The organism is Streptomyces sp. NPDC051563, from assembly GCF_044454225.1.
Taxonomy (GTDB): Bacteria; Actinomycetota; Actinomycetes; order Streptomycetales; family Streptomycetaceae; genus Streptomyces.
On the sequence record NZ_JBITDL010000001.1, the window covers coordinates 123,020 to 141,593 of the forward strand.

Genomic DNA, 18,574 nt, shown 5'->3' on the forward strand with positions numbered 1-18,574 from the left:
GTAGCCCGCCCCGCAGCCGGCCCAGTCGCCGCGTCGTCGTCCGACCCCCCGATAAGGAGCCCCACACCGTGAGCCGTTCCGTGCTCGTCACCGGCGGGAACAGAGGCATAGGCCTCGCCACCGCCCGCGCCTTCGCCGCCCAGGGCGACAAGGTCACCGTCACCTACCGCACCGGCGAGCCGCCCGAAGGGCTCTTCGGCGTCCGCTGCGACGTGACGGACCCCGAGTCCGTGCACCGCGCCGTGGAAGAGGCCCGCATCCAGCACGGGCCGATCCAGGTCCTGGTCTCCAACGCCGGCATCACCCGCGACGAGCTGCTGCTCGGCATGACGGCCGAGGACTTCCGCGCCGTCATCGAGACGAACCTGCTCGCGGCGGTGGGGGTCACCAAGGAGTGCCTGACGGACATGGTCAAGGCCCGCTGGGGCCGGATCATCCTCGTGGCCTCGGTGAGCGCCCTGGCCGGCGCCCCCGGCCAGACCAACTACGCCGCCTCCAAGGCCGGCCTGATCGGCTTCGGGCGCTCCCTCGCCCTGGAGGTCGGACGCCGCAAGGTCACCGTCAACGTGGTCACGCCGGGGCTCATCGAGACCGACATGGTCAAGGACGTCACCGGCCCGCGCCGCGACCACCTGCTCAGCCAGACCTCCCTGTTCCGCGCGGGCCGGCCCGAGGAAGTGGCCGGCGTCGTGAAGTTCCTGGCGAGCGACGACGCCTCGTACGTCACCTCGGCCGTCATCCCCGTCACCGGCGGCCTCGGCGTCGGCCACTGACCGCCCCCGCCCACCGGCGCACACCGTCCCCGCGCGCGCCGTCCCCCCACGCGTCATCCCCCCACACGCCACATCCCACCCGTCACCCCACCCCGTAGGAAAGGAAACCCATGGCGAACGACAAGGTCCTCGACATCGCCCACCAGATGGGCCGGATCTTCAACGACCTGGACGCGGAGGCCGCCCACCGGCTGGTCGCCCCCGACTTCGTCGACTACGAGGCCCCGCCCGGCACCCCCGGCGGCCCCGACGGCTACCTCGGCACCGCCCGCTGGATGAACTCCGTGTTCTCCGAGGCCGGCTGGGACCACCTCGACTCCTTCGCCGACGGCGACAGGGCCGTGATCCGGGTGCGGTTCACCGGAATCCACACCGGCAACTTCCTCGGCTTCGAGGGCACCGGCAACAAGGTCGACGTGGAGCACATCCACATCTACCGCGTCGGTGACGACGGCCTCGTCCACGAGCACTGGGCCTGCCGCCAGGACCTGTTCCTGCTGGCCCAGATCGGCGCCGTCGAACTGAAGCTGCCGCCCACGGGCACCCAGGCGTAACCCCTTCACCGCCCCACCACTCAGGTCGCCGAACACCCCACGGGTTCGGCGGCCTGCGTGCATTTCCAGCGCACGACAGTCGGCACCCGACAGACCGGCTGCCGGCCGACTGCTGGCCCGACTACTAGACCGACTAGAGAGGAACGAAGCCGTGATGAGAGCCGACCGGCCGGCGTGGGCCCTGGTGGCGACCTCGCTGCCCATGTTCATGGTCGCCGTGGACAACCTGGTGGTCACCAACGCCCTCGCCGTGATCGCGAAAGACCTGAACACCAGCCAGACCGGCCTGCAATGGGTGGTCAACGGCTACATCCTGCCCTTCGCCGGACTCCTGCTCGCCGGCGCCGCCCTGGGCGACCGGATCGGCCGGCGCCGCGTCTTCGTCTGGGGCATCGGCGTCTTCACCGCGGCCTCGGCCGCCTGCGCCCTCGCGACCTCGGTGGGGGCCCTGATGGCCGCCCGCGTCCTGCAGGGCGCCGGGGCCGCCGCGATCCTGCCCGTCTCCCTGACCCTCGCGGTCGCCGCGGTCGGCCCCGCCAAACGGGCCCTGGCGGTCGGCGTGTGGGGCGGGGTCAACGGCCTGGGCATCGCCATCGGGCCGATGGCCGGCGGGATGGTGACCCAGGGCCTGGACTGGCACTGGATCTTCTGGCTCAACGTTCCGGTGGGGCTGCTGGCCCTGCCGCTCGCCCTCTGGGCCGTACGCGAATCGACGGGAGCGGCCCGTCCCCTGGACGTGTGGGGGACCCTGCTCTCGTGCGGCACCGTCGTGGCCGCGGTCTGGTCCATCATCCAGTCCGCCGGAACCGACGCATCGCTCCTGCGCACGCTCCTCGGCGTCGCGCTGACCGCCGCGCTCGGGGCCGCGTTCGCCTACCGCCAGCGCACCGCCGCGCACCCGCTCATCCCGCTCCACCTCTACCGGGTGCGGCCGTTCATGCTGAGCAACATGCTGGCGATGGCCATGTACTTCGGCGTGTTCGGCTCCATCTTCTTCCTGGCCCAGTTCCTCCAGGGCCCGATGGGCTACTCCCCGCTCGAAGCGGGCCTGCGCACGCTGCCCTGGACCGTGGCCCCGATGGTGGCCGTACCCGTGGCCAGCGCCCTGCTGGACCGGGTGGGCGGCTGGCGGCTCCAGGCCGCCGGCTGCCTGGCCCAGGCCCTCGCCCTGGCCTGGCTGGGGCTGATCGCCCGGCCCGGGGTGTCCTACGGGCCGATGGTCGTCGCCATGGTGCTCGCCGGCGTCGGCATGGGCCTGGTCTTCGCGGCCAACCCCGCCACGGTCATCGGCTCCGTGGAGGAGCACGAGCACAATCTGGCCTCCGGGGTGAACAACACCATCCGCGAGTTCGGCGGCGCCCTCGGCATCGCCGTGCTCACCCTCGTGTACGTACAAGGCGGCCTCCGCAGCGCTGTGCTGACGGGGGCCGCCGTGGTGTGCGCGGGCGCCTTCGCGGGACTGGCTATCGGCCGTACGACAGCACGGCCCGGGTCCGCGCCAGCACCTTCTGCGACCCCGAGCGCACGGTCAGATCGACCCGAACCGAGCCGTCTTCCCTGACCTCGGCCACCGCGCCGTCGACGGTGATCTCCACACCGTCGGCGGTGTCGGGGACCACGACGGGGCGGGTGAAGCGGGTCCCGTACTCCGCGAAGACGGCCTCCTCGCCGGCCCACCCGCGCAGGGCGGTCGCGGCCAGTCCCATGCTGAGCATCCCGTGGGCGATGACCCCCGGCAGCCCCACCCGGGCGGCCGTGGAGTCGGACCAGTGGATGGGGTTGTGGTCACCGGAAGCCGCCGCGTACCGGACGAGATCGGCCCGGGTCACGCGGAAGGTACGGGTGGGGAACGTGTCTCCGGCGGCGGTCATCGGCCGTCCTCCCCGTGCCGCGAGACGAGCGTGGACGTCGTCGTGCACACCAGCGCGTCCCCGTCCGCCTCCCGGACCAGTCCGCGCAGGGTCAGCACGTCGGTGCCGTCGACGGTGGCGGCCCCGAGCACCTCGATCACGACGACGAGGCGGTCACCCGAGCGGACCGGCCGCACCGCCTCGAACCGCTGGTCGCGGTGGAGGACCCGGGAGAAGTCGAAGCCGAGCCCGGGATCGTCGATCACCTGCCGCTCGGCGTGCATGGACAGCACGATGGGGAACGTGGGCGGCGCGGTCAGGCCGTCGCCGGCCTCGCCGCCCACCGCCCGCGAGAACTCCCGGACGGTCTCGCGGCCCACCTCGTAGGGCTCGCTCGGCGGGTACGTGCGCCCCGCGAAGGACGTGTCGAAAGCGGATGGCATGGAACCTCTCCTCGATGAATGGGCGACAAGGGCCGGAGCGGGAGTACAGAGACCGGGAACACCGACGGCCGGACAGCACAGCGGCGCCCGCGTGAGGGTTCGCGGGCGCCGCTGTGAGCCGGCCGGACATCAGCGGGGTGAACGCACCACCAGGGCGGCCGCGTTGCCGTCCCACCCGACGGAGGTGATGAGCGCGGTCACCCGCCTGCGCGGCGGCTGCGCCCGCCACACCGCGAGGAGACCGGCGAGCTGCATCGCCCCGCTCGCGCTGTACGTCTCGCCGAGCGCGTCGGCGATCCGCAGGGTCGCCGACGGCGCACCGCCCAGCGCGGCCCGCACGCCGCGCCGTTCGACCGCTTCCAGACCGCGCTGGTGCACGGCCCCGAGGGAGACGACGTCGATCCCGCCGGCCTCGACCCCGCTGCGCTCCAGCGCGCGCGAGACGGCGTCCGCCAGCCCGTCGGCGTAGTCGCGCGGATCGGGGGTGAACCGTGACTCGCACGCGAGGAGCTCGGCGAGCTCCCCGCCGGCGGGCCGGTCGGGCTGCACCGTGAACACCGCCGCGCCCTCGCCGAGCGCGGCGCCCTCCCGCAGCACCCCGGTACGGTGCCAGGCCCAGGCGGCCGGAGCGCTCAGCTCCTCCACGCCGCCGACCAGCAGCCGGTCCGCGCGCCCGAGCGTGAGCGCCAGCCGGGCGTGCCGGAAGGCGACCAGGGAGGCCGTCTGGCCCCCGGCCACCGTGGCGTTGAGCCCGCGCAGGCCGTTGCGGATGGCGATCTGGCCGGTGGTGCTGTTCATCACGGTGTTCGGGAACCGGCCCGGATTGACCAGGTAGGGCTTCTCCAGGGTCAGCGTGTCGTGGAGCAGGGTGCTGTGCGTGGACACCGATCCGGTGTTCGTGGCGAGCACCACGCCCGTGCGCGCCCCGTCGACCTCGATCCCCTGGAGCACCTCCTTGCAGGAGACCAGCCCGAAGGAGGTCAGCCGGTCCAGGTACTTCGCGCCCTTGCGTCCGAGCTGCTCCTTGACGTCCAGGCCCCGTACGGCGCGGACCGGACGCGGCGGGTACGCCGCCGCGTCCTCGCCGACCGGCTCGTCACGGGACGCGTCGGGGGACGCGCCGGGGGACGCGTCGCCGCCGAGCAGGTGCCCGGCCAGCGCGTCCAGCCCCAGACCGGCCGCGGAGACGACCCCCGCCGAAGCCACGTAGAGCGGTTCGACCACGGTGGCGGTCACGAAACCCTCCCCAGGATGGTGATGACGTTGTTCCCGCCGAAGGCGAAACCGTGGTTCTGCACGATGTTCAGGCGGGCGTCGCGGCCGGTGCCCGGCACGCAGTCGACGCCCTCGCCGAGCTCCGGGTCCGGCTCGGTGACGTGCGCGGTGGGCGGCAGGAAGTCCTGCTCCAGCGCCTTGCAGCAGGCGATCGCACCGAAACCGGAGGCCGCGCCCATGGTGTGGCCCAGCATCGACTTGATCGAGCTGATCGGCGGTATGCGGTCCCCGAACACCGCCCGCGCCGCAGCCACTTCGGTGGCGTCGTTGGTCGGGGTGCCCGTTCCGTGGGCGCAGATGTAGTCGATCTGCTCCGGCCGCACCCCCGCCGCCTCGTGCGCGGCCCGGATGCCCGACGCGATGCTCGTCGCGTCCGGGTGCACCATGTGGGAGGCGTCGCAGTTCGCCGCGTACCCGAGGACCTCGGCGTACATGCGGGCACCGCGCCGCCGGGCGTGCTCGTACGACTCCAGCACCAGCACCGCGCCGCCCTCGCCGGTGACGATGCCGGAGCGGTCCGCGGCGAAGGGCCGCGGAACGTCCTCGGCCATCGCGCCGAGGGCGTAGAACCCGGCGTGCGTCAGCCGGTTGACGGCGTCGGCGCCGCCCGCCAGCATCACGTCGGCCTCACCGCTGCGGACCAGGTCGAAGGCGTACCCGAGCGCGTAGTTGGAGGCGGAACACGCCGTCGGGATGGTCTGGGTGTCACCGGTCAGCAGCAGCTCGGAGCTGACCGCGTTGGCGATGCGCGAGGCCGGCGTCTGTCCGGCCAGTCCGCCGTCGATCGACTCCAGTCCGCCCTGGATCCACTGTTCGGCCAGCTGCTGGACGACGGCGGACTCCCCGCTGGTCGTCCCCATGATCGCGCCGGCCCCGGCGGCTTCCAGCTGGCCCTCGTCGATCCCGGCGTCGGCGATGGCCAGCCGCGCGGCCGCGGCGGCCAGCAGGCCGCTGCGGCCCCAGCGCGAGGGGTCGAGGCGCTTGAGGTGGTCGGCGGGATCGAAATCGAGGACCTCGCCCGCATTGCGCCGCGGGAAAGCGCTCGCGTCGAAACTCTCGATCGGCCCGGTACCGCTCTCGCCCGCCCGGATGGCGGCCGCGAAAACATCGGCACCGATACCGACCGGAGACACCGCGCCGAGCCCGGTGATGACGACCCGGCGGTACGTTCCCGCCGCCTTTCCGGCCGTACGCGCGGGTCCGGTCTCAGCCATTCGGGGTCTCCTTGGCGTACTGCTCGACACCGTCCACCAGGAGACGCAGGTTCACGAGTTCACCGAGGTCGGTCTTCGGAATGACCACACCCAATTCCTTCTCGATCCTGGAAACGACGGTGATGAGGGAGAGCGAGTCGCTGTCGTAGTCGTCGATGAAGTGGCCACCGTCGGTGAGCTCGCCCTCCTCCAGTTCGAGCTCTTCGTTCACGATCGCACTGACAGCCGCGTAGTAGTCGCTCACGGATGCCACGGTCTGCTGAGTCATGCGCTTGCCTCTCGTCGCCTTCGAACCGTTCGAACAGGACCGTATGCGGGTATGAATTGACCGGGCAAGGCCCCCACAACCAAAGAGGCAGCACATTCCCCTAAAGTGGCAACGCCGCGCTCCGACTCCCCTCGTACGGTATTTGCCCGGGGTTTTATCGCGGGTCCATCCGGGGCTTATGGAGGTTTTATCGATGTTTTATTGATATTCCAAACCTCCCTGCCACAATCACCGGGATGGTGATATCGGGACGGCAGAAGAGGTCGAGATGAGCGGTCCACGGTTGGCTTTGATATTTCCCGGCGAGGAGGCGCGGCGCCCCGGAATGGGACGGCCCTGGGCCGACTCCCCCAGCTGGTTCCTGGCCGAGCGTGCGAGCGAGGTCACCGGGCGCGACGTGCCCGGCCTGCTGCTGGACCCCTTCGGCGCGGACCACCCGCCGCGGACGGACGGCGCCCAGCTCGCCACCTTCGTCCTGGAGATGGTGATCCTCGCCGATCTGCGCCGGGCCCTGCCCGCGGCCGCCCGGCCCCTGGTCTGCGCCGGCCACGGCCTCGGCGAGTACTCCGCCCTCGTGGCCGCCGGGATCATCGGCTTCGACGAGGGCCTGCGCTTGGTCGCCGCCCGCGGCCGGGCCGTGCAGGAGGCCGCCGCCGCCGTCCCCGGCACCATGGCTGCCGTGCACGGGCTCTCCCCCGACACCGTGGAGCGCGCCGCCCGGTCGGTGCGCGAGGCCGGCGGCCGGGTCTGGGCCGCGCACCTCGACGCGGACGGGCAGACGGTCCTGGCGGGCGACCCGGCCTCCGTGGCCCGCTGCCGCACGCTGGCGCGGGAGCTGGGGGCCACCGGGATCGTGCCGCTCCCCCTCGGCGGCGCCTTCCACACCCCGCTGATGGCCGACGCGGCGGCGGCCTTCTCCACCGCCCTGGCCGCCGCGGAGTTCCACCGCGGATCCGCCCCCGTCGTGGCCAACGCCGACGCGCAGCCGCATCACGGCCCGGACGGCTGGCCGGGCCTGCTGGAGCGCCAGCTGACCGGCCCGGTGCGCTGGGCGGACTCGGTGCGCACGATGGCCGACGGCCTGTACTGCGACATGTTCGTGGAGGTCGGCCCCGGCCGCGGCCTCACCGCACTGGCCCGCCGGACCGCGCCCCGCGTGTCCCGCCTGACCGTCTCCGAGCCCGGTCAACTCCCCGCCGTCCCCAGGACCCTCGTACGGAGCGCCGCATGAACACCACCACGCACACGGACACGGCGGCCCGCTGGGACGCGATCGTCATCGGCTCGGGCATCGGCGGCCTGGTCTGCGCGGCCTACCTCGCGGTCGGCGGCAAGCGGGTCCTGGTCGCCGAGCAGGGACCGGTCGCCGGAGGCAACAGCCACGTCTTCCGCAGACGCCGCGCCTACGAGTTCGACGTCGGCGTGCACTACCTCGGCGACTGCGGTCCCGACGGCATCCTGCCGGCCGTCCTGGACGGCCTGGGGCTCGGCGGCAGGATCCCGTACGAGGAGATGGACCCCGACGGCTTCGACCGCATCGTGGCCGGGGGCACCACCCTGGACATGCCGGCGGACTGGAAGCGGTACCGCGAGCGGCTCCAGGAGGCCTGCCCCGCGGACGCCGCCGGGATCGACACCTTCCTGGACGTCGTCGCGGGGCTCGGCACCGAACGCCGCGACGCGATCATCTCCGCCGCGGACGTGCCCATGGCGGAGCTGGAGCGCCTCGCCCCGCACTCGGTGGCCTGGGGGCGGCGGACCCTGACCGAGCTCTTCGACCACTGCGCGCTCTCCACCCGCGCCCGCACCCTGCTCGCCGCCCAGTCGCCCAACTACGGCATGTCCCCGGACGAGGCCACCGTCGCCACGCACGCCACCCTCGTCGACCACTACGTCCGCGGCGCCTACTACCCGCAGGGCGGCGGGCAGATGCTCGCCGCGGGCCTGCTCGAAGTGATCCGCGCGCACGGCGGAACCCTGCGCACCCGCGCCAGGGTGACGCGGATCGCCGTCGGGGAAGGCCGCACCCGCGGCGTGGAGTTCGCGGACGGCAGCGCCGCCGCGGCCCCGGTCGTCGTGTCGAACGCCGACTACCGCCGCACCATGCTCGACCTGGTGGGCGAGGAGCGGCTGCCCCGGCGCCTGGCCGCCAAGACCCGGGACGCCCGGATGGCACTGCCCTGGGCCACCGTCTACGTGGCCCTGGACAAGGACATCGAGCGCCACGCCAACGTGTGGTGGTACCGCGGCGAGGACATCGGCCGCTACTACGAGGACCTCCGCTCCGCCGCCCCGTCCGCCACGACCGACTTCCTCTTCATGTCCTTCGCCTCCGGCAAGGACCACGTCGGCCGCCGCATCTGCCCGCCCGGCCACTCCAACTTCCAGCTGATGACGCTCTGCCCGCCCGGCCTCGAACGGTGGGGCGTCACCGAGGGCCCGGCCGACGGCGGGCGGTACCGCGAGAACCCGGCGTACCGCAAGGAGAAGGCCCGCCTGACGGAGTCCGTCCTGGACGCCGCCGAGGAGTTCCTCGGCCCGTTCCGCGACCACATCACCCACGTGGAGACGGCGACCCCGCTCACCCAGGAGCGGTACACGCTCTCCACCGGCGGCACCCCCTTCGGCATGGCCCAGTGGGGCGCCACCGGAGCCCGCCCGGACACCGCCACCCTCATCGAGGGCCTGCACATCGCCGGGGCGAACACCCGCTACGGCAACGGCATCACGGGCTCGGCGGTCAGCGGCATCGCCTGCGCCGGCCAGATCCTGGGCCGCCGCCTCATGCACGAGGTCCACTCCGGCGCGGTTCTCGGGGACCCGGGACTCCTCCCGGAGCGCGGCCCGGACTGGGACCCCCTGACGGTGTCCCGCGGACCCTCGCCCCGCCGGCTGCCGTGAGGCCGAGCGCGGACGAACGCCGCGAGACGGTGCTCCGGGCGGCGATCGCCGAATTCGCCACCGGCGGCTTCCACGGCACCTCGACGGAGACGATCGCCCGCCGGGCCGGGCTCTCCCAGCCGTACCTGTTCCGGCTGTTCCCGACCAAGCGCGCCCTGTTCCAGGCCGCGGCGGTCCGTTCCTTCGAGCGGACCGCCGCGGTGTACGAACTGGCCGCCGGCCGGCTGCGGGGCGCCGAGGCCCTGGACGCCATGGCCCGGGCCGGCGAAGGCCTCCTCGCCGAGGAACACCTCCCGCTGATGCGGCTCCAGGCCGTCGCCGCGGCGGCCTCCCTCGACGACCTGCCCTTCGCCGCCGTCGTCCGCCGCTCCTGGTGCGAGCTCTGGGACCTGGTCCACGCCCGCTCCGGCGCCGCCCCCACCGACGTCACCGCCTTCTTCGCCCACGAAGCCCTGGCCACCACCAGAGCCGCCATCACCCCACCCCCGCCGCCGCCCTAGCCGCCCCGCCCGCCAGTCCGTCCGTCCGTCCGAGACCCTCGTCACCCCCGGCCCCGCCGCCCGCGCCCCCATCCCGTCCACATCCCGGGCACGACGAAAGAGCCCCTGCTCCGGATTTCTCCGGAGCAGGGGCTCTTCGATCTGTGCGCGAGGGGGGATTTGAACCCCCACGTCCCGAAGGACACTGGCACCTGAAGCCAGCGCGTCTGCCGTTCCGCCACTCGCGCAAAGTGACTACCAGCGGTTCTTCCCTTGCGGGCCGTTCCCCTGGCGACATCGGAACATTAGCACGTCGCAGGGGCTGGATTCACATCGCTTTTCGTGCTCTCCCGACGCCCGCCGACGACCGCCCCTCCCGTACTCGGCCGCCGGTGCGGGACACTGTCCTCGGGGCGCCCCTACGATCGCTTGTGAGGACCAACACTCATGCGCACGTGACCGATGGGGAACCACCCGAATCCGCCACGCGTGGATACGATCAGTAAGCAGTACAGGGCGACAACGACGGAGGAGGTGCCCCATGGGAGTTCTGAAGCGGTTCGAGCAGCGACTCGAAGGTCTGGTGAACGGCACCTTCGCCAAGGTGTTCAAGTCCGAGGTCCAGCCGGTGGAGATCGCCGGCGCCCTCCAGCGGGAGTGCGACAACAACGCCACCATCTGGAACCGCGAGCGGACCGTCGTCCCCAACGACTTCATCGTGGAGCTGAGCACCGGCGACTACGAGCGCCTGAGCCCCTACTCGGGCCAGCTCGGCGACGAGCTCGCGGGCCTCGTCCGCGACTACGCCAAGCAGCAGCGCTACAGCTTCATGGGCCCCATCAAGGTCCAGCTGGAGAAGGCCGACGACCTGGACACCGGGCTCTACCGGGTCCGCAGCCGCACGCTCGCCGCCAGCACGTCCCAGTCCCCCGGCCAGCCAGGCCAGGGCCAGGGACAGGGCCACCAGGCCCCCCCGGCCCAGCCCGGCGGCTACGGGTACCCCCCGGCCTCCGCGCCGCCGATGCCCGCAGGACCGCCCCCGGGCGGACCCGGCACACGCCGGCCGAGCCCCGGAACACCGGGCGGACCGGCCCCCGTACCTTCCGGCGGCGCCGTCCGGCGCCACTGGATCGAGATCAACGGCACCCGCCACCAGATCTCGCGCCCTACGCTCGTACTCGGCCGAAGCACCGAGGCCGACGTGCGGATCGACGATCCCGGCGTATCGCGCCGGCACTGTGAGATCCGGACCGGAACGCCCTCGACGATCCAGGATCTTGGGTCCACCAACGGCATCGTGGTGGACGGGCAGCACACCACCCGCGCTACGCTCCGCGACGGTTCACGGATCGTCGTGGGCAGCACCACCATCATTTACCGGCAAGCCGAAGGGTGAAGCGGGGGCAATGTCAGAGCTGACCCTGACGGTCATGCGGTTGGGTTTCCTGGCCGTTCTGTGGCTGTTCGTCATCGTGGCCGTTCAGGTCATCCGCAGCGATCTCTTCGGTACGAGAGTCACGCAGCGCGGTTCCCGACGCGGCGGGGGCGCTTCCGGCGCCCCCGCGCAGCAGCAGGGCCGCCAGGCCGCTGCTCCACCGCAGCAGCGCCAGCGCCGCGGTGCGCCGGCCAAACTCGTCGTCTCCGAGGGCACCCTCACGGGCACCACGGTGGCCCTCGCGGGTCAGACGATCACCTTGGGCCGGGCCCACGACTCCACGATCGTGCTGGACGACGACTACGCCTCCAGCAGGCATGCCAGGATCTACCCCGACCGTGACGGTCAGTGGATCGTCGAGGATCTCGGGTCCACCAACGGCACGTATCTCGACCGGACCCGGCTGACCACCCCGACGCCCATTCCGCCGGGCGCCCCGATCCGCATCGGCAAGACCGTCATCGAGCTGCGGAAGTAGTACGAGAATGAGCGAGCGGAGCGAGCGAGCCGCAGCGGTCCGTCCCACCGGGGACACGGACCCGAGCGCGCTCCAGGCCGGAGGGTGGGCAGTGTGGCTCGAGACCGGTTGTCTTCCGGGGCACCAACTTCGTCGACAGGGCAGGTGCGCATGAGTCTGTCCCTGCGGTTCGCCGCCGGATCGCACAAGGGCATGATCCGGGAGGGCAACGAGGACTCCGGCTACGCCGGTCCCCGCCTCCTCGCGATCGCCGACGGCATGGGCGGCCAGGCCGCCGGCGAGGTCGCCAGCTCCGAGGTGATCTCCGCCCTCGTACAGCTCGACGACGACGTCCCGGGCTCCGACATGCTCACCGCGCTCAGCACCGCGGTGCAGCGCGCCAACGACCAGTTGCGCGTCATGGTCGAGGAGGACCCCCAGCTGGAGGGCATGGGCACCACGCTCACCGCCCTGCTGTGGACGGGCCAGCGCCTCGGCCTGGTCCACGTCGGCGACTCCCGCGCCTACCTGCTCCGCGACGGCGTCCTCACGCAGATCACCCAGGACCACACCTGGGTGCAGCGCCTCGTCGACGAGGGCCGGATCACCGAAGAGGAAGCCACCACCCACCCGCAGCGCTCCCTGCTGATGCGGGCCCTGGGCAGCGGCGACATCGTCGAGCCCGACCTCTCCATCCGCGAGGTCCGGGTCGGCGACCGCTACCTGATCTGCTCCGACGGGCTCTCCGGCGTGGTCTCCCACCAGACCCTGGAAGAGACCCTCGCCGACTACCACGGCCCCCGCGAGACCGTGGCCTCCCTCATCCAGCTCGCGCTGCGCGGCGGCGGCCCCGACAACATCACCTGCATCGTGGCCGACGTCCTCGACACCGACAGCGGCGACACCCTGGCCGCGCAGGTCAACGACACCCCGGTCGTCGTCGGCGCGGTCGCCGAGAACCAGCACCACCAGCTCTTCGACGGCGGCAACGCCATGCAGACGCCGGCCGGCCGCGCCTCCGGGCTCGGCCGCCAGAGCCCCCCGCCCGCCGGTGCCTTCGGCCCTCCCGGCAGCGGCGAGGCCCCCGGCTACGGCGGTTACGGCGCCCAGGGACAGGGCGGCGGAGCCGACGCGTACGGCAGCTTCGGCGAGGCCGACCCGTACGACGGCGACTCCGGGTACGAGGACACGTACGACCACCCCCGCAGGCGCCGCGCCAAGGGCCGCAAGTGGACCACGCGCACGCTGACGCTGCTCGTGGTCCTCGGCGTCATCGGCGGCGGCCTGTACGCGGGCTACCGCTGGACCCAGACGCAGTTCTACGTCGGGGTCAAGGACGAGCACGTCGCGCTCTTCCGCGGGATCAGCCAGAAGCTGGGGCCGCTGGAGCTCTCCAAGGTGGAGACCGACCGCCCCGACATCGAACTGAAGTACCTGCCGCCCTTCAAGCGCAAGCAGGTCGTGGACACGATCAGCGAAGGCAGCCTCGACTCCGCCCGTACGAAGATCGACGAGCTCGGCACCCAGACCTCCGCGTGCAAGAAGGACGAGGAACGGCGTGCCGCCGAGGCCGCGGGCAACCAAACACCCGGCCCCGAGCTGACTGCCGCCGAGCAGCAGGTCGTCGGCCTGTGCGAGAAGCAGTAGACATACGCGGGCACAGGGGGCCCGCCACACCATGAGCGTTGTCACCAACACGACCACCATCGGCGCCATCGAGGCGCCGAGCCGGCGGAACACCGAGCTCCTGCTGCTCGCCTTCGCCGTGGTCATCCCGATCTTCGCCTACGCCAACGCCGGCATGTCGCTCCACGGGAAGCTGCCCCCGGGCATGCTCACCTACGGGCTCGGCCTCGGCGTCCTGGCGGGCATCGCGCACTTCGTCGTCCGGCGCTACGCCAAGTACGCCGACCCGCTGCTGCTGCCGATCGCCACGCTCCTCAACGGGCTCGGCCTCGTCCTGATCTGGCGCCTGGACCAGTCGGAGCGCCTGCAGAACCTGGCGAAGCGCTCCTTCGGAAACTTCTCCGAGTCCGCGCCCCGGCAGATGATGTACACGGCGCTCGCCATCGCCCTGTTCGCCGGCGTCCTGGTAGTCCTCAAGGACCACCGCGTGCTCCAGCGGTTCACGTACATCTCCATGGCCGCCTCGCTCGTGCTGCTGATCCTGCCCGTGATCCCGGGTCTGGGAGCCGACGTCTTCGGCGCCAAGATCTGGATCAGCGTCGGCGGGTTCTCGATCCAGCCCGGCGAGTTCGCGAAGATCGTCATCGCCGTCTTCTTCGCCGGCTACCTCATGGTCAAGCGCGACGCCCTCGCACTCGCCAGCCGCCGCTTCATGGGCCTCTACCTGCCGCGCGGCCGCGACCTCGGCCCGATCCTGATGATCTGGGCGATGAGCCTGCTCGTCCTGGTCTTCGAGAACGACCTCGGCACCTCGCTGCTCTTCTTCGGCATGTTCGTGATCATGCTGTACGTGGCCACCGAGCGGACGAGCTGGATCGTCATCGGCCTGCTCATGAGCGTGGGCGGAGCCACCGTGGTCGGCGCCACCGCCAGCCACGTCAAGGCCCGCGTCACCGCCTGGCTCGACCCCTTCGCCTGCTACAGCAAGTCCGGCGCCTGCGAGCAGGTCGGCCAGTCGATCATGAGCTTCGGCTCCGGCGGAGTGCTCGGCACCGGCTGGGGACAGGGCAACTCCGACCTCATCGGCTTCGCCGCCAACTCCGACTTCATCTTCGCCACCGTCGGCGAAGAGCTCGGGCTCGCCGGGGTCATGGCCTTCCTGCTGCTCTACGGACTGATCATCGAGCGCGGCGTGCGCACCGCCCTCGCCGCCCGCGACCCCTTCGGCAAGCTCTTCGCGATCGGCCTCTCCGGCGCCTTCGCGCTCCAGATCTTCGTGGTCGCCGGCGGAGTCATGGGCCTCATCCCCCTGACCGGCATGACCATGCCCTTCCTCGCGTCCGGCGGCTCGTCCGTCCTCGCGAACTGGATCCTCATCGCCATCCTCATCCGGATCAGCGACACCGCACGCCGCCCTGCCCCGGCCCCGGCACCGTCCCCCGACTCCGAGATGACCCAGGTGGTCCGCCCGTCATGAACAAGCCCCTGCGCCGCATCTCGATCTTCTGCGGTCTGCTCGTCCTGGCACTGCTCGTGCGGACCAACTGGCTCCAGTACGTCAAGGCCGAAGAGCTGAGCACCCGCAAGGAGAACCGCCGGGTCCAGATCGCCCAGTACGCCACCGAACGCGGCAACATCATCGTCGAGGGCAAGCCGGTCACCGGCTCCGCCGTCACCGACGGCAGCGACTACAAGTTCAAGCGGACCTACGACAACGGCCCGCTCTGGGCCCCCGTCACCGGCTACGCCTCGCAGGCCTTCGGCTCCACCCAGCTCGAGTCCCTCGAGGACGGCATCCTCACCGGCAACGACGACCGGCTCTTCTTCGACCGCACCATCGGCATGTTCACCGGCGAGAAGAAGGCCGGCGGCAACGTCGTCACCACGCTGAACACCGCCGCCCAGAAGGCCGCGTTCGACAAGCTCGGCTCCAAGAAGGGCGCCGTCGCCGCGATCGACCCGCGCACCGGCGCCATCCTCGCCCTGGTCAGCACCCCCTCGTACGACCCCACCTCCTTCGCCGGCAACTCCAAGACCGACGAGAAGGCCTGGGTCGAGCTCAAGGACAGCGAGGACAAGAAGCTGGTCAACCGCGCCCTGCGCGAGACCTACCCGCCCGGCTCCACCTTCAAGGTGGTCACCGCGGCCGCGGCCCTGGAGAACGGCGTCGTCACCGACATCAACGCGCCGACCGACACCGAGGACCCGTACATCCTGCCGGGCACCAAGACCGAGATGGTCAACCACGCCCCGAACTGCGGCAAGGCCACCCTCAACTACGCCCTCCAGGTCTCCTGCAACTCCGTCTTCGCCAACATGGGCGACAAGGTGGGGCGGGACAACATGGTGAAGACCGCCGAGAAGTTCGGCTTCAACAACGACAAGATCGACACCCCGGTCCGCGCCTTCGCCAGCGTCTACGACAAGACCATGGGCAAGGACGGCAACGCCCTCAGCTCCATCGGTCAGTTCAACACCGCGGCCACCCCGCTCCAGATGGCCATGGTCACCGCCGCCATCGCCAACAACGGCAAGCTGATGAAGCCGTACATGGTCGACCAGCTGCAGTCGCCCAACGTCGACGTCATCGAGAAGCACGAACCGCAGGAAATGAGCCGGCCCCTCTCCCCCCAGAACGCGGAGAAGATCCGGGCCATGATGGTCAACGTCGTCGAGAACGGCACCGGCACCACCGCCAAGATCGACGGGACCGTCGTCGGCGGCAAGACCGGCACCGCCCAGCACGGCGAGGGCAACAAGAAGCGCCCGTACGCCTGGTTCATCTCCTACGCCCAGAACGCCGACGGCAGCTCGCCGGTCGCCGTGGCCGTCGTCATCGAGGACAGCAGCGCGGACCGCGAGGACATCTCCGGCGCCGGCCTCGCGGCCCCCGTGGCCAAGGCCGTCATGCAGGCCGTGCTCAAGAGCAACAAGGGGTGACGGGCGGGGCCGATCGCCACGCGAGAGCCGCAAGGGGCACACAGATGTGATCCGGGTCACCATTCCCGCCCGGATGCGAGCGTACGGTACCGGTCCGGTATCAGCCTGTGGTCACGAACCGATCACCGACGATCGGCCGGTAGCCTTTGCGCGAACAGCACACCGCCGGACCACACACGGGTGCGGTCGGGACTGACGGAGAGGGCTGCACGTTATGGAAGAGCCGCGTCGCCTCGGCGGCCGGTACGAGCTGAGCCACGTGCTCGGCCGTGGTGGCATGGCCGAGGTCTACCTCGCCCACGACACCCGGCTCGGCCGTACCGTCGCCGTCAAGACCCTGCGCGCCGATCTCGCCCGCGACCCGTCCTTCCAGGCCAGGTTCCGCCGCGAGGCCCAGTCGGCCGCGTCGCTCAACCACCCGGCGATCGTCGCCGTGTACGACACCGGCGAAGACTACGTCGACAACATCTCCATCCCGTACATCGTGATGGAGTACGTCGACGGCTCGACCCTGCGCGAGCTCCTGCACTCCGGCCGCAAGCTGCTGCCCGAGCGCACCCTGGAGATGTGCATCGGCATCCTCCAGGCGCTGGAGTACTCGCACCGCGCCGGCATCGTGCACCGCGACATCAAGCCCGCCAACGTGATGCTGACCCGCTCCGGCCAGGTCAAGGTCATGGACTTCGGCATCGCCCGCGCCATGGGCGACTCCGGCATGACCATGACGCAGACCGCCGCCGTCATCGGCACCGCCCAGTACCTCTCCCCGGAGCAGGCCAGGGGCGAACAGGTCGACGCGCGCTCCGACCTCTACTCGGCCGGCTGCCTGCTGTACGAGCTCCTCGCCGTCCGGCCGCCGTTCATCGGTGACTCCCCGGTCGCCGTCGCCTACCAGCACGTACGGGAAGAGCCCCAGCCCCCGTCCAACTTCGACTCCGAGATCACGCCCGAGATGGACGCGATCGTGTTGAAGGCGCTGGTCAAGGACGCCGACTACCGCTACCAGTCCGCCGACGAGATGCGCGCCGACATCGAGGCCTGCCTCGACGGCCAGCCCGTCGCCGCCACCGCCTCCATGGGCGTCGCCGGCTACGGCTACCCCGACCAGGGCAACGGCTACGGACACCAGGGCTACGACCAGCCCACCACGGCCCTGCGCACCGCCGACCCGAACCAGACCTCCATGCTCCCGCCGATGGCACCGGGCAACGGCGGCTACGGGAACAACGGGTACCAGGACCCGAACGGCTACGACCAGGGCGGCCGCGGCCGGCGTCCGCAGAAGAAGAGCAAGGCCTCCACGATCCTGCTGGTCACCGCCGGCATCCTCGTGCTGGTCGGCGCGATCCTGATCGGGCGCTCCCTCTTCAGCAACACCGCCGACAACCGCCCCGCGGTCCCCAAGCTCATCGGCGAAACCCTCGAAGCGGCCAAGTCGAACGCCATCAACGTCGGCCTCGTCGTCGAGCAGGAGGGGGAAATGGCCTGCGACGCCGCCCCCAAGGGCAGCGTCTGCGAGCAGAACCCGGCCGAGGGCGTGAAGGTCGCCAAGAACTCCGTGGTCAAGGTGAAGGTCTCCACGGGCGCCCCCAAGGTCCTCGTCCCGAACGTCATCAACCTGGCGATCGCCGACGCGGAGAAGGCCCTCCAGGAAAAGGGCTTCCAGATCGAGAAGAAGGTCGTCGAGTCCGAGCGGCCCGCGGGCACCGTCATCGACCAGGCCCCGAAGAACGGCGAGGCCGAGAAGGGCTCGACGATCACGGTGACGGTGGCCAAGGAAGTCTCCAAGGTGACCGTCCCCGACCTGACCGGCAAGAACCAGGCCGACGCCCAGAAGGCCCTGCAGGCCGTCAAGCTGAAGCTCGGCAGCGTCACCGAGGTGGACGCGGCCCCGGGCACGGCCCCCAAGACGGTCGTCAGCCAGGACCCCGGCCTCAACAGCCAGGTCGACGTCGGCTCGACGGTCAACATCTCGGTCGCCAAGCCGGTCCAGCAGCTCACGGTCCCGAACGTGGTCGGCAAGACCCTCAACCAGGCCCGGGCCGAGTTCGCCTCGAAGGGCCTGATCCTCGGATCGGTCCTGTCGGGCTCCTCGGACGGCCGCGCGAAGATCCTGAGCACGGACCCGGGAGTCGGCACCCCGACGACCGCCGGCTCGGTCATCAACGTGAACACGGTCCCCGACAACCAGCAGAACGGCGGCAACGACGGCGGCGGCGGCTTCTTCGGAGGCCTCGGCGGCAACTAGCCCGCACCACCGGCCCCGGTCCCTCTCCCCGAGAGGGACCGGGGCCGTTTCGTACGTGTCTTCATATGTACGAAATTCGTTAGCCCGGACGGGGCGGGCAGCAGAGCCCGC

The 18,574-nt window shown here is 71.2% G+C and carries 17 protein-coding genes and 1 tRNA gene; 12 read left to right on the forward strand and 6 right to left on the reverse strand.

Annotation, left to right across the window (positions count from 1 at the left end; genetic code table 11):
* Positions 1-68: 68 nt before the first annotated feature.
* The 3 genes from fabG (at position 69) to ACIA8F_RS00585 (ending at position 2,888) form a co-directional block, all read left to right on the forward strand.
* Positions 69-773, forward strand: a complete 705-nt coding sequence (gene fabG, locus ACIA8F_RS00575) for a 3-oxoacyl-ACP reductase FabG (protein WP_399375969.1) — start codon at positions 69-71, stop codon at positions 771-773.
* A gap of 110 nt (positions 774-883) precedes the next feature.
* On the forward strand, positions 884-1,327 hold the full coding sequence (locus tag ACIA8F_RS00580) for an ester cyclase (protein WP_399375970.1): 444 nt from the start codon (positions 884-886) through the stop codon (positions 1,325-1,327).
* A gap of 154 nt (positions 1,328-1,481) precedes the next feature.
* Positions 1,482-2,888: an MFS transporter gene (locus tag ACIA8F_RS00585; RefSeq protein ID WP_399376245.1), complete on the forward strand. Its 1,407-nt coding sequence runs from the start codon at positions 1,482-1,484 to the stop codon at positions 2,886-2,888.
* Here the strand turns inward: ACIA8F_RS00585 and ACIA8F_RS00590 are convergent.
* The 5 genes from ACIA8F_RS00590 to ACIA8F_RS00610 form a co-directional block, all read right to left on the reverse strand.
* Positions 2,791-3,198 (reverse strand): MaoC/PaaZ C-terminal domain-containing protein, encoded by a 408-nt coding sequence (locus tag ACIA8F_RS00590; protein WP_399375971.1) that lies wholly within the window; start codon positions 3,196-3,198, stop codon positions 2,791-2,793. The two genes, ACIA8F_RS00585 and ACIA8F_RS00590, sit on opposite strands and share 98 nt — an antisense overlap.
* On the reverse strand, positions 3,195-3,620 hold the full coding sequence (locus ACIA8F_RS00595; protein WP_399375972.1) for a MaoC family dehydratase N-terminal domain-containing protein: 426 nt from the start codon (positions 3,618-3,620) through the stop codon (positions 3,195-3,197). Before ACIA8F_RS00595 ends, ACIA8F_RS00590 begins: the two co-directional genes overlap by 4 nt.
* 129 nt (positions 3,621-3,749) lie before the next feature.
* Positions 3,750-4,856 carry a beta-ketoacyl synthase N-terminal-like domain-containing protein gene (locus ACIA8F_RS00600; protein ID WP_399375973.1) on the reverse strand — a complete coding sequence of 369 codons (1,107 nt, stop codon included), beginning with the start codon at positions 4,854-4,856 and terminating at the stop codon, positions 3,750-3,752.
* Complete coding sequence (locus tag ACIA8F_RS00605; protein ID WP_399375974.1) at positions 4,853-6,109, reverse strand: beta-ketoacyl-[acyl-carrier-protein] synthase family protein; 1,257 nt, start codon at positions 6,107-6,109, stop codon at positions 4,853-4,855. The genes ACIA8F_RS00600 and ACIA8F_RS00605 overlap by 4 nt, the downstream gene beginning before the upstream one ends.
* The gene (locus ACIA8F_RS00610) at positions 6,102-6,377 is read right to left on the reverse strand and encodes an acyl carrier protein (RefSeq protein ID WP_399375975.1); all 276 of its coding nucleotides are present in this window, start codon (positions 6,375-6,377) and stop codon (positions 6,102-6,104) included. The genes ACIA8F_RS00605 and ACIA8F_RS00610 overlap by 8 nt, the downstream gene beginning before the upstream one ends.
* A gap of 283 nt (positions 6,378-6,660) precedes the next feature.
* On the opposite strand from ACIA8F_RS00610, the gene ACIA8F_RS00615 reads away from it, so the two are divergent.
* From ACIA8F_RS00615 to ACIA8F_RS00625, 3 genes are read left to right on the forward strand one after another with little or no spacing between them, the layout of a single operon-like run.
* Complete coding sequence (locus ACIA8F_RS00615; protein WP_399375977.1) at positions 6,661-7,608, forward strand: ACP S-malonyltransferase; 948 nt, start codon at positions 6,661-6,663, stop codon at positions 7,606-7,608.
* Positions 7,605-9,278: a phytoene desaturase family protein gene (locus ACIA8F_RS00620; RefSeq protein ID WP_399375978.1), complete on the forward strand. Its 1,674-nt coding sequence runs from the start codon at positions 7,605-7,607 to the stop codon at positions 9,276-9,278. Before ACIA8F_RS00615 ends, ACIA8F_RS00620 begins: the two co-directional genes overlap by 4 nt.
* Positions 9,275-9,778 carry a TetR/AcrR family transcriptional regulator gene (locus tag ACIA8F_RS00625; protein ID WP_399375979.1) on the forward strand — a complete coding sequence of 168 codons (504 nt, stop codon included), beginning with the start codon at positions 9,275-9,277 and terminating at the stop codon, positions 9,776-9,778. The genes ACIA8F_RS00620 and ACIA8F_RS00625 overlap by 4 nt, the downstream gene beginning before the upstream one ends.
* Positions 9,779-9,922: 144 nt before the next feature.
* On the opposite strand, the gene ACIA8F_RS00630 is transcribed toward ACIA8F_RS00625, so the two are convergent.
* Positions 9,923-10,005: transfer RNA gene (locus tag ACIA8F_RS00630), tRNA-Leu, on the reverse strand.
* Between the two features lie 293 nt (positions 10,006-10,298).
* Here ACIA8F_RS00630 and ACIA8F_RS00635 point away from each other — a divergent pair.
* The 6 genes from ACIA8F_RS00635 (at position 10,299) to pknB (ending at position 18,463) form a co-directional block, all read left to right on the forward strand.
* A complete protein-coding gene (locus ACIA8F_RS00635) occupies positions 10,299-11,153 on the forward strand; it encodes an FhaA domain-containing protein (protein ID WP_399375980.1) in 855 nt (284 codons plus the stop codon).
* 10 nt (positions 11,154-11,163) lie between these two features.
* Entirely contained in the window at positions 11,164-11,670 is a 507-nt protein-coding gene (locus ACIA8F_RS00640; protein ID WP_399375981.1) for an FHA domain-containing protein, read from the forward strand.
* A 150-nt stretch (positions 11,671-11,820) separates the two neighbouring features.
* On the forward strand, positions 11,821-13,296 hold the full coding sequence (locus ACIA8F_RS00645; RefSeq protein WP_399375982.1) for a PP2C family protein-serine/threonine phosphatase: 1,476 nt from the start codon (positions 11,821-11,823) through the stop codon (positions 13,294-13,296).
* 31 nt (positions 13,297-13,327) lie between these two features.
* Positions 13,328-14,752 (forward strand): FtsW/RodA/SpoVE family cell cycle protein, encoded by a 1,425-nt coding sequence (locus ACIA8F_RS00650; RefSeq protein WP_399375983.1) that lies wholly within the window; start codon positions 13,328-13,330, stop codon positions 14,750-14,752.
* Complete coding sequence (locus ACIA8F_RS00655; protein WP_399375984.1) at positions 14,749-16,215, forward strand: peptidoglycan D,D-transpeptidase FtsI family protein; 1,467 nt, start codon at positions 14,749-14,751, stop codon at positions 16,213-16,215. Before ACIA8F_RS00650 ends, ACIA8F_RS00655 begins: the two co-directional genes overlap by 4 nt.
* 214 nt (positions 16,216-16,429) lie before the next feature.
* Entirely contained in the window at positions 16,430-18,463 is a 2,034-nt protein-coding gene (pknB, locus tag ACIA8F_RS00660; RefSeq protein WP_399375985.1) for a Stk1 family PASTA domain-containing Ser/Thr kinase, read from the forward strand.
* Positions 18,464-18,574: the final 111 nt, after the last annotated feature.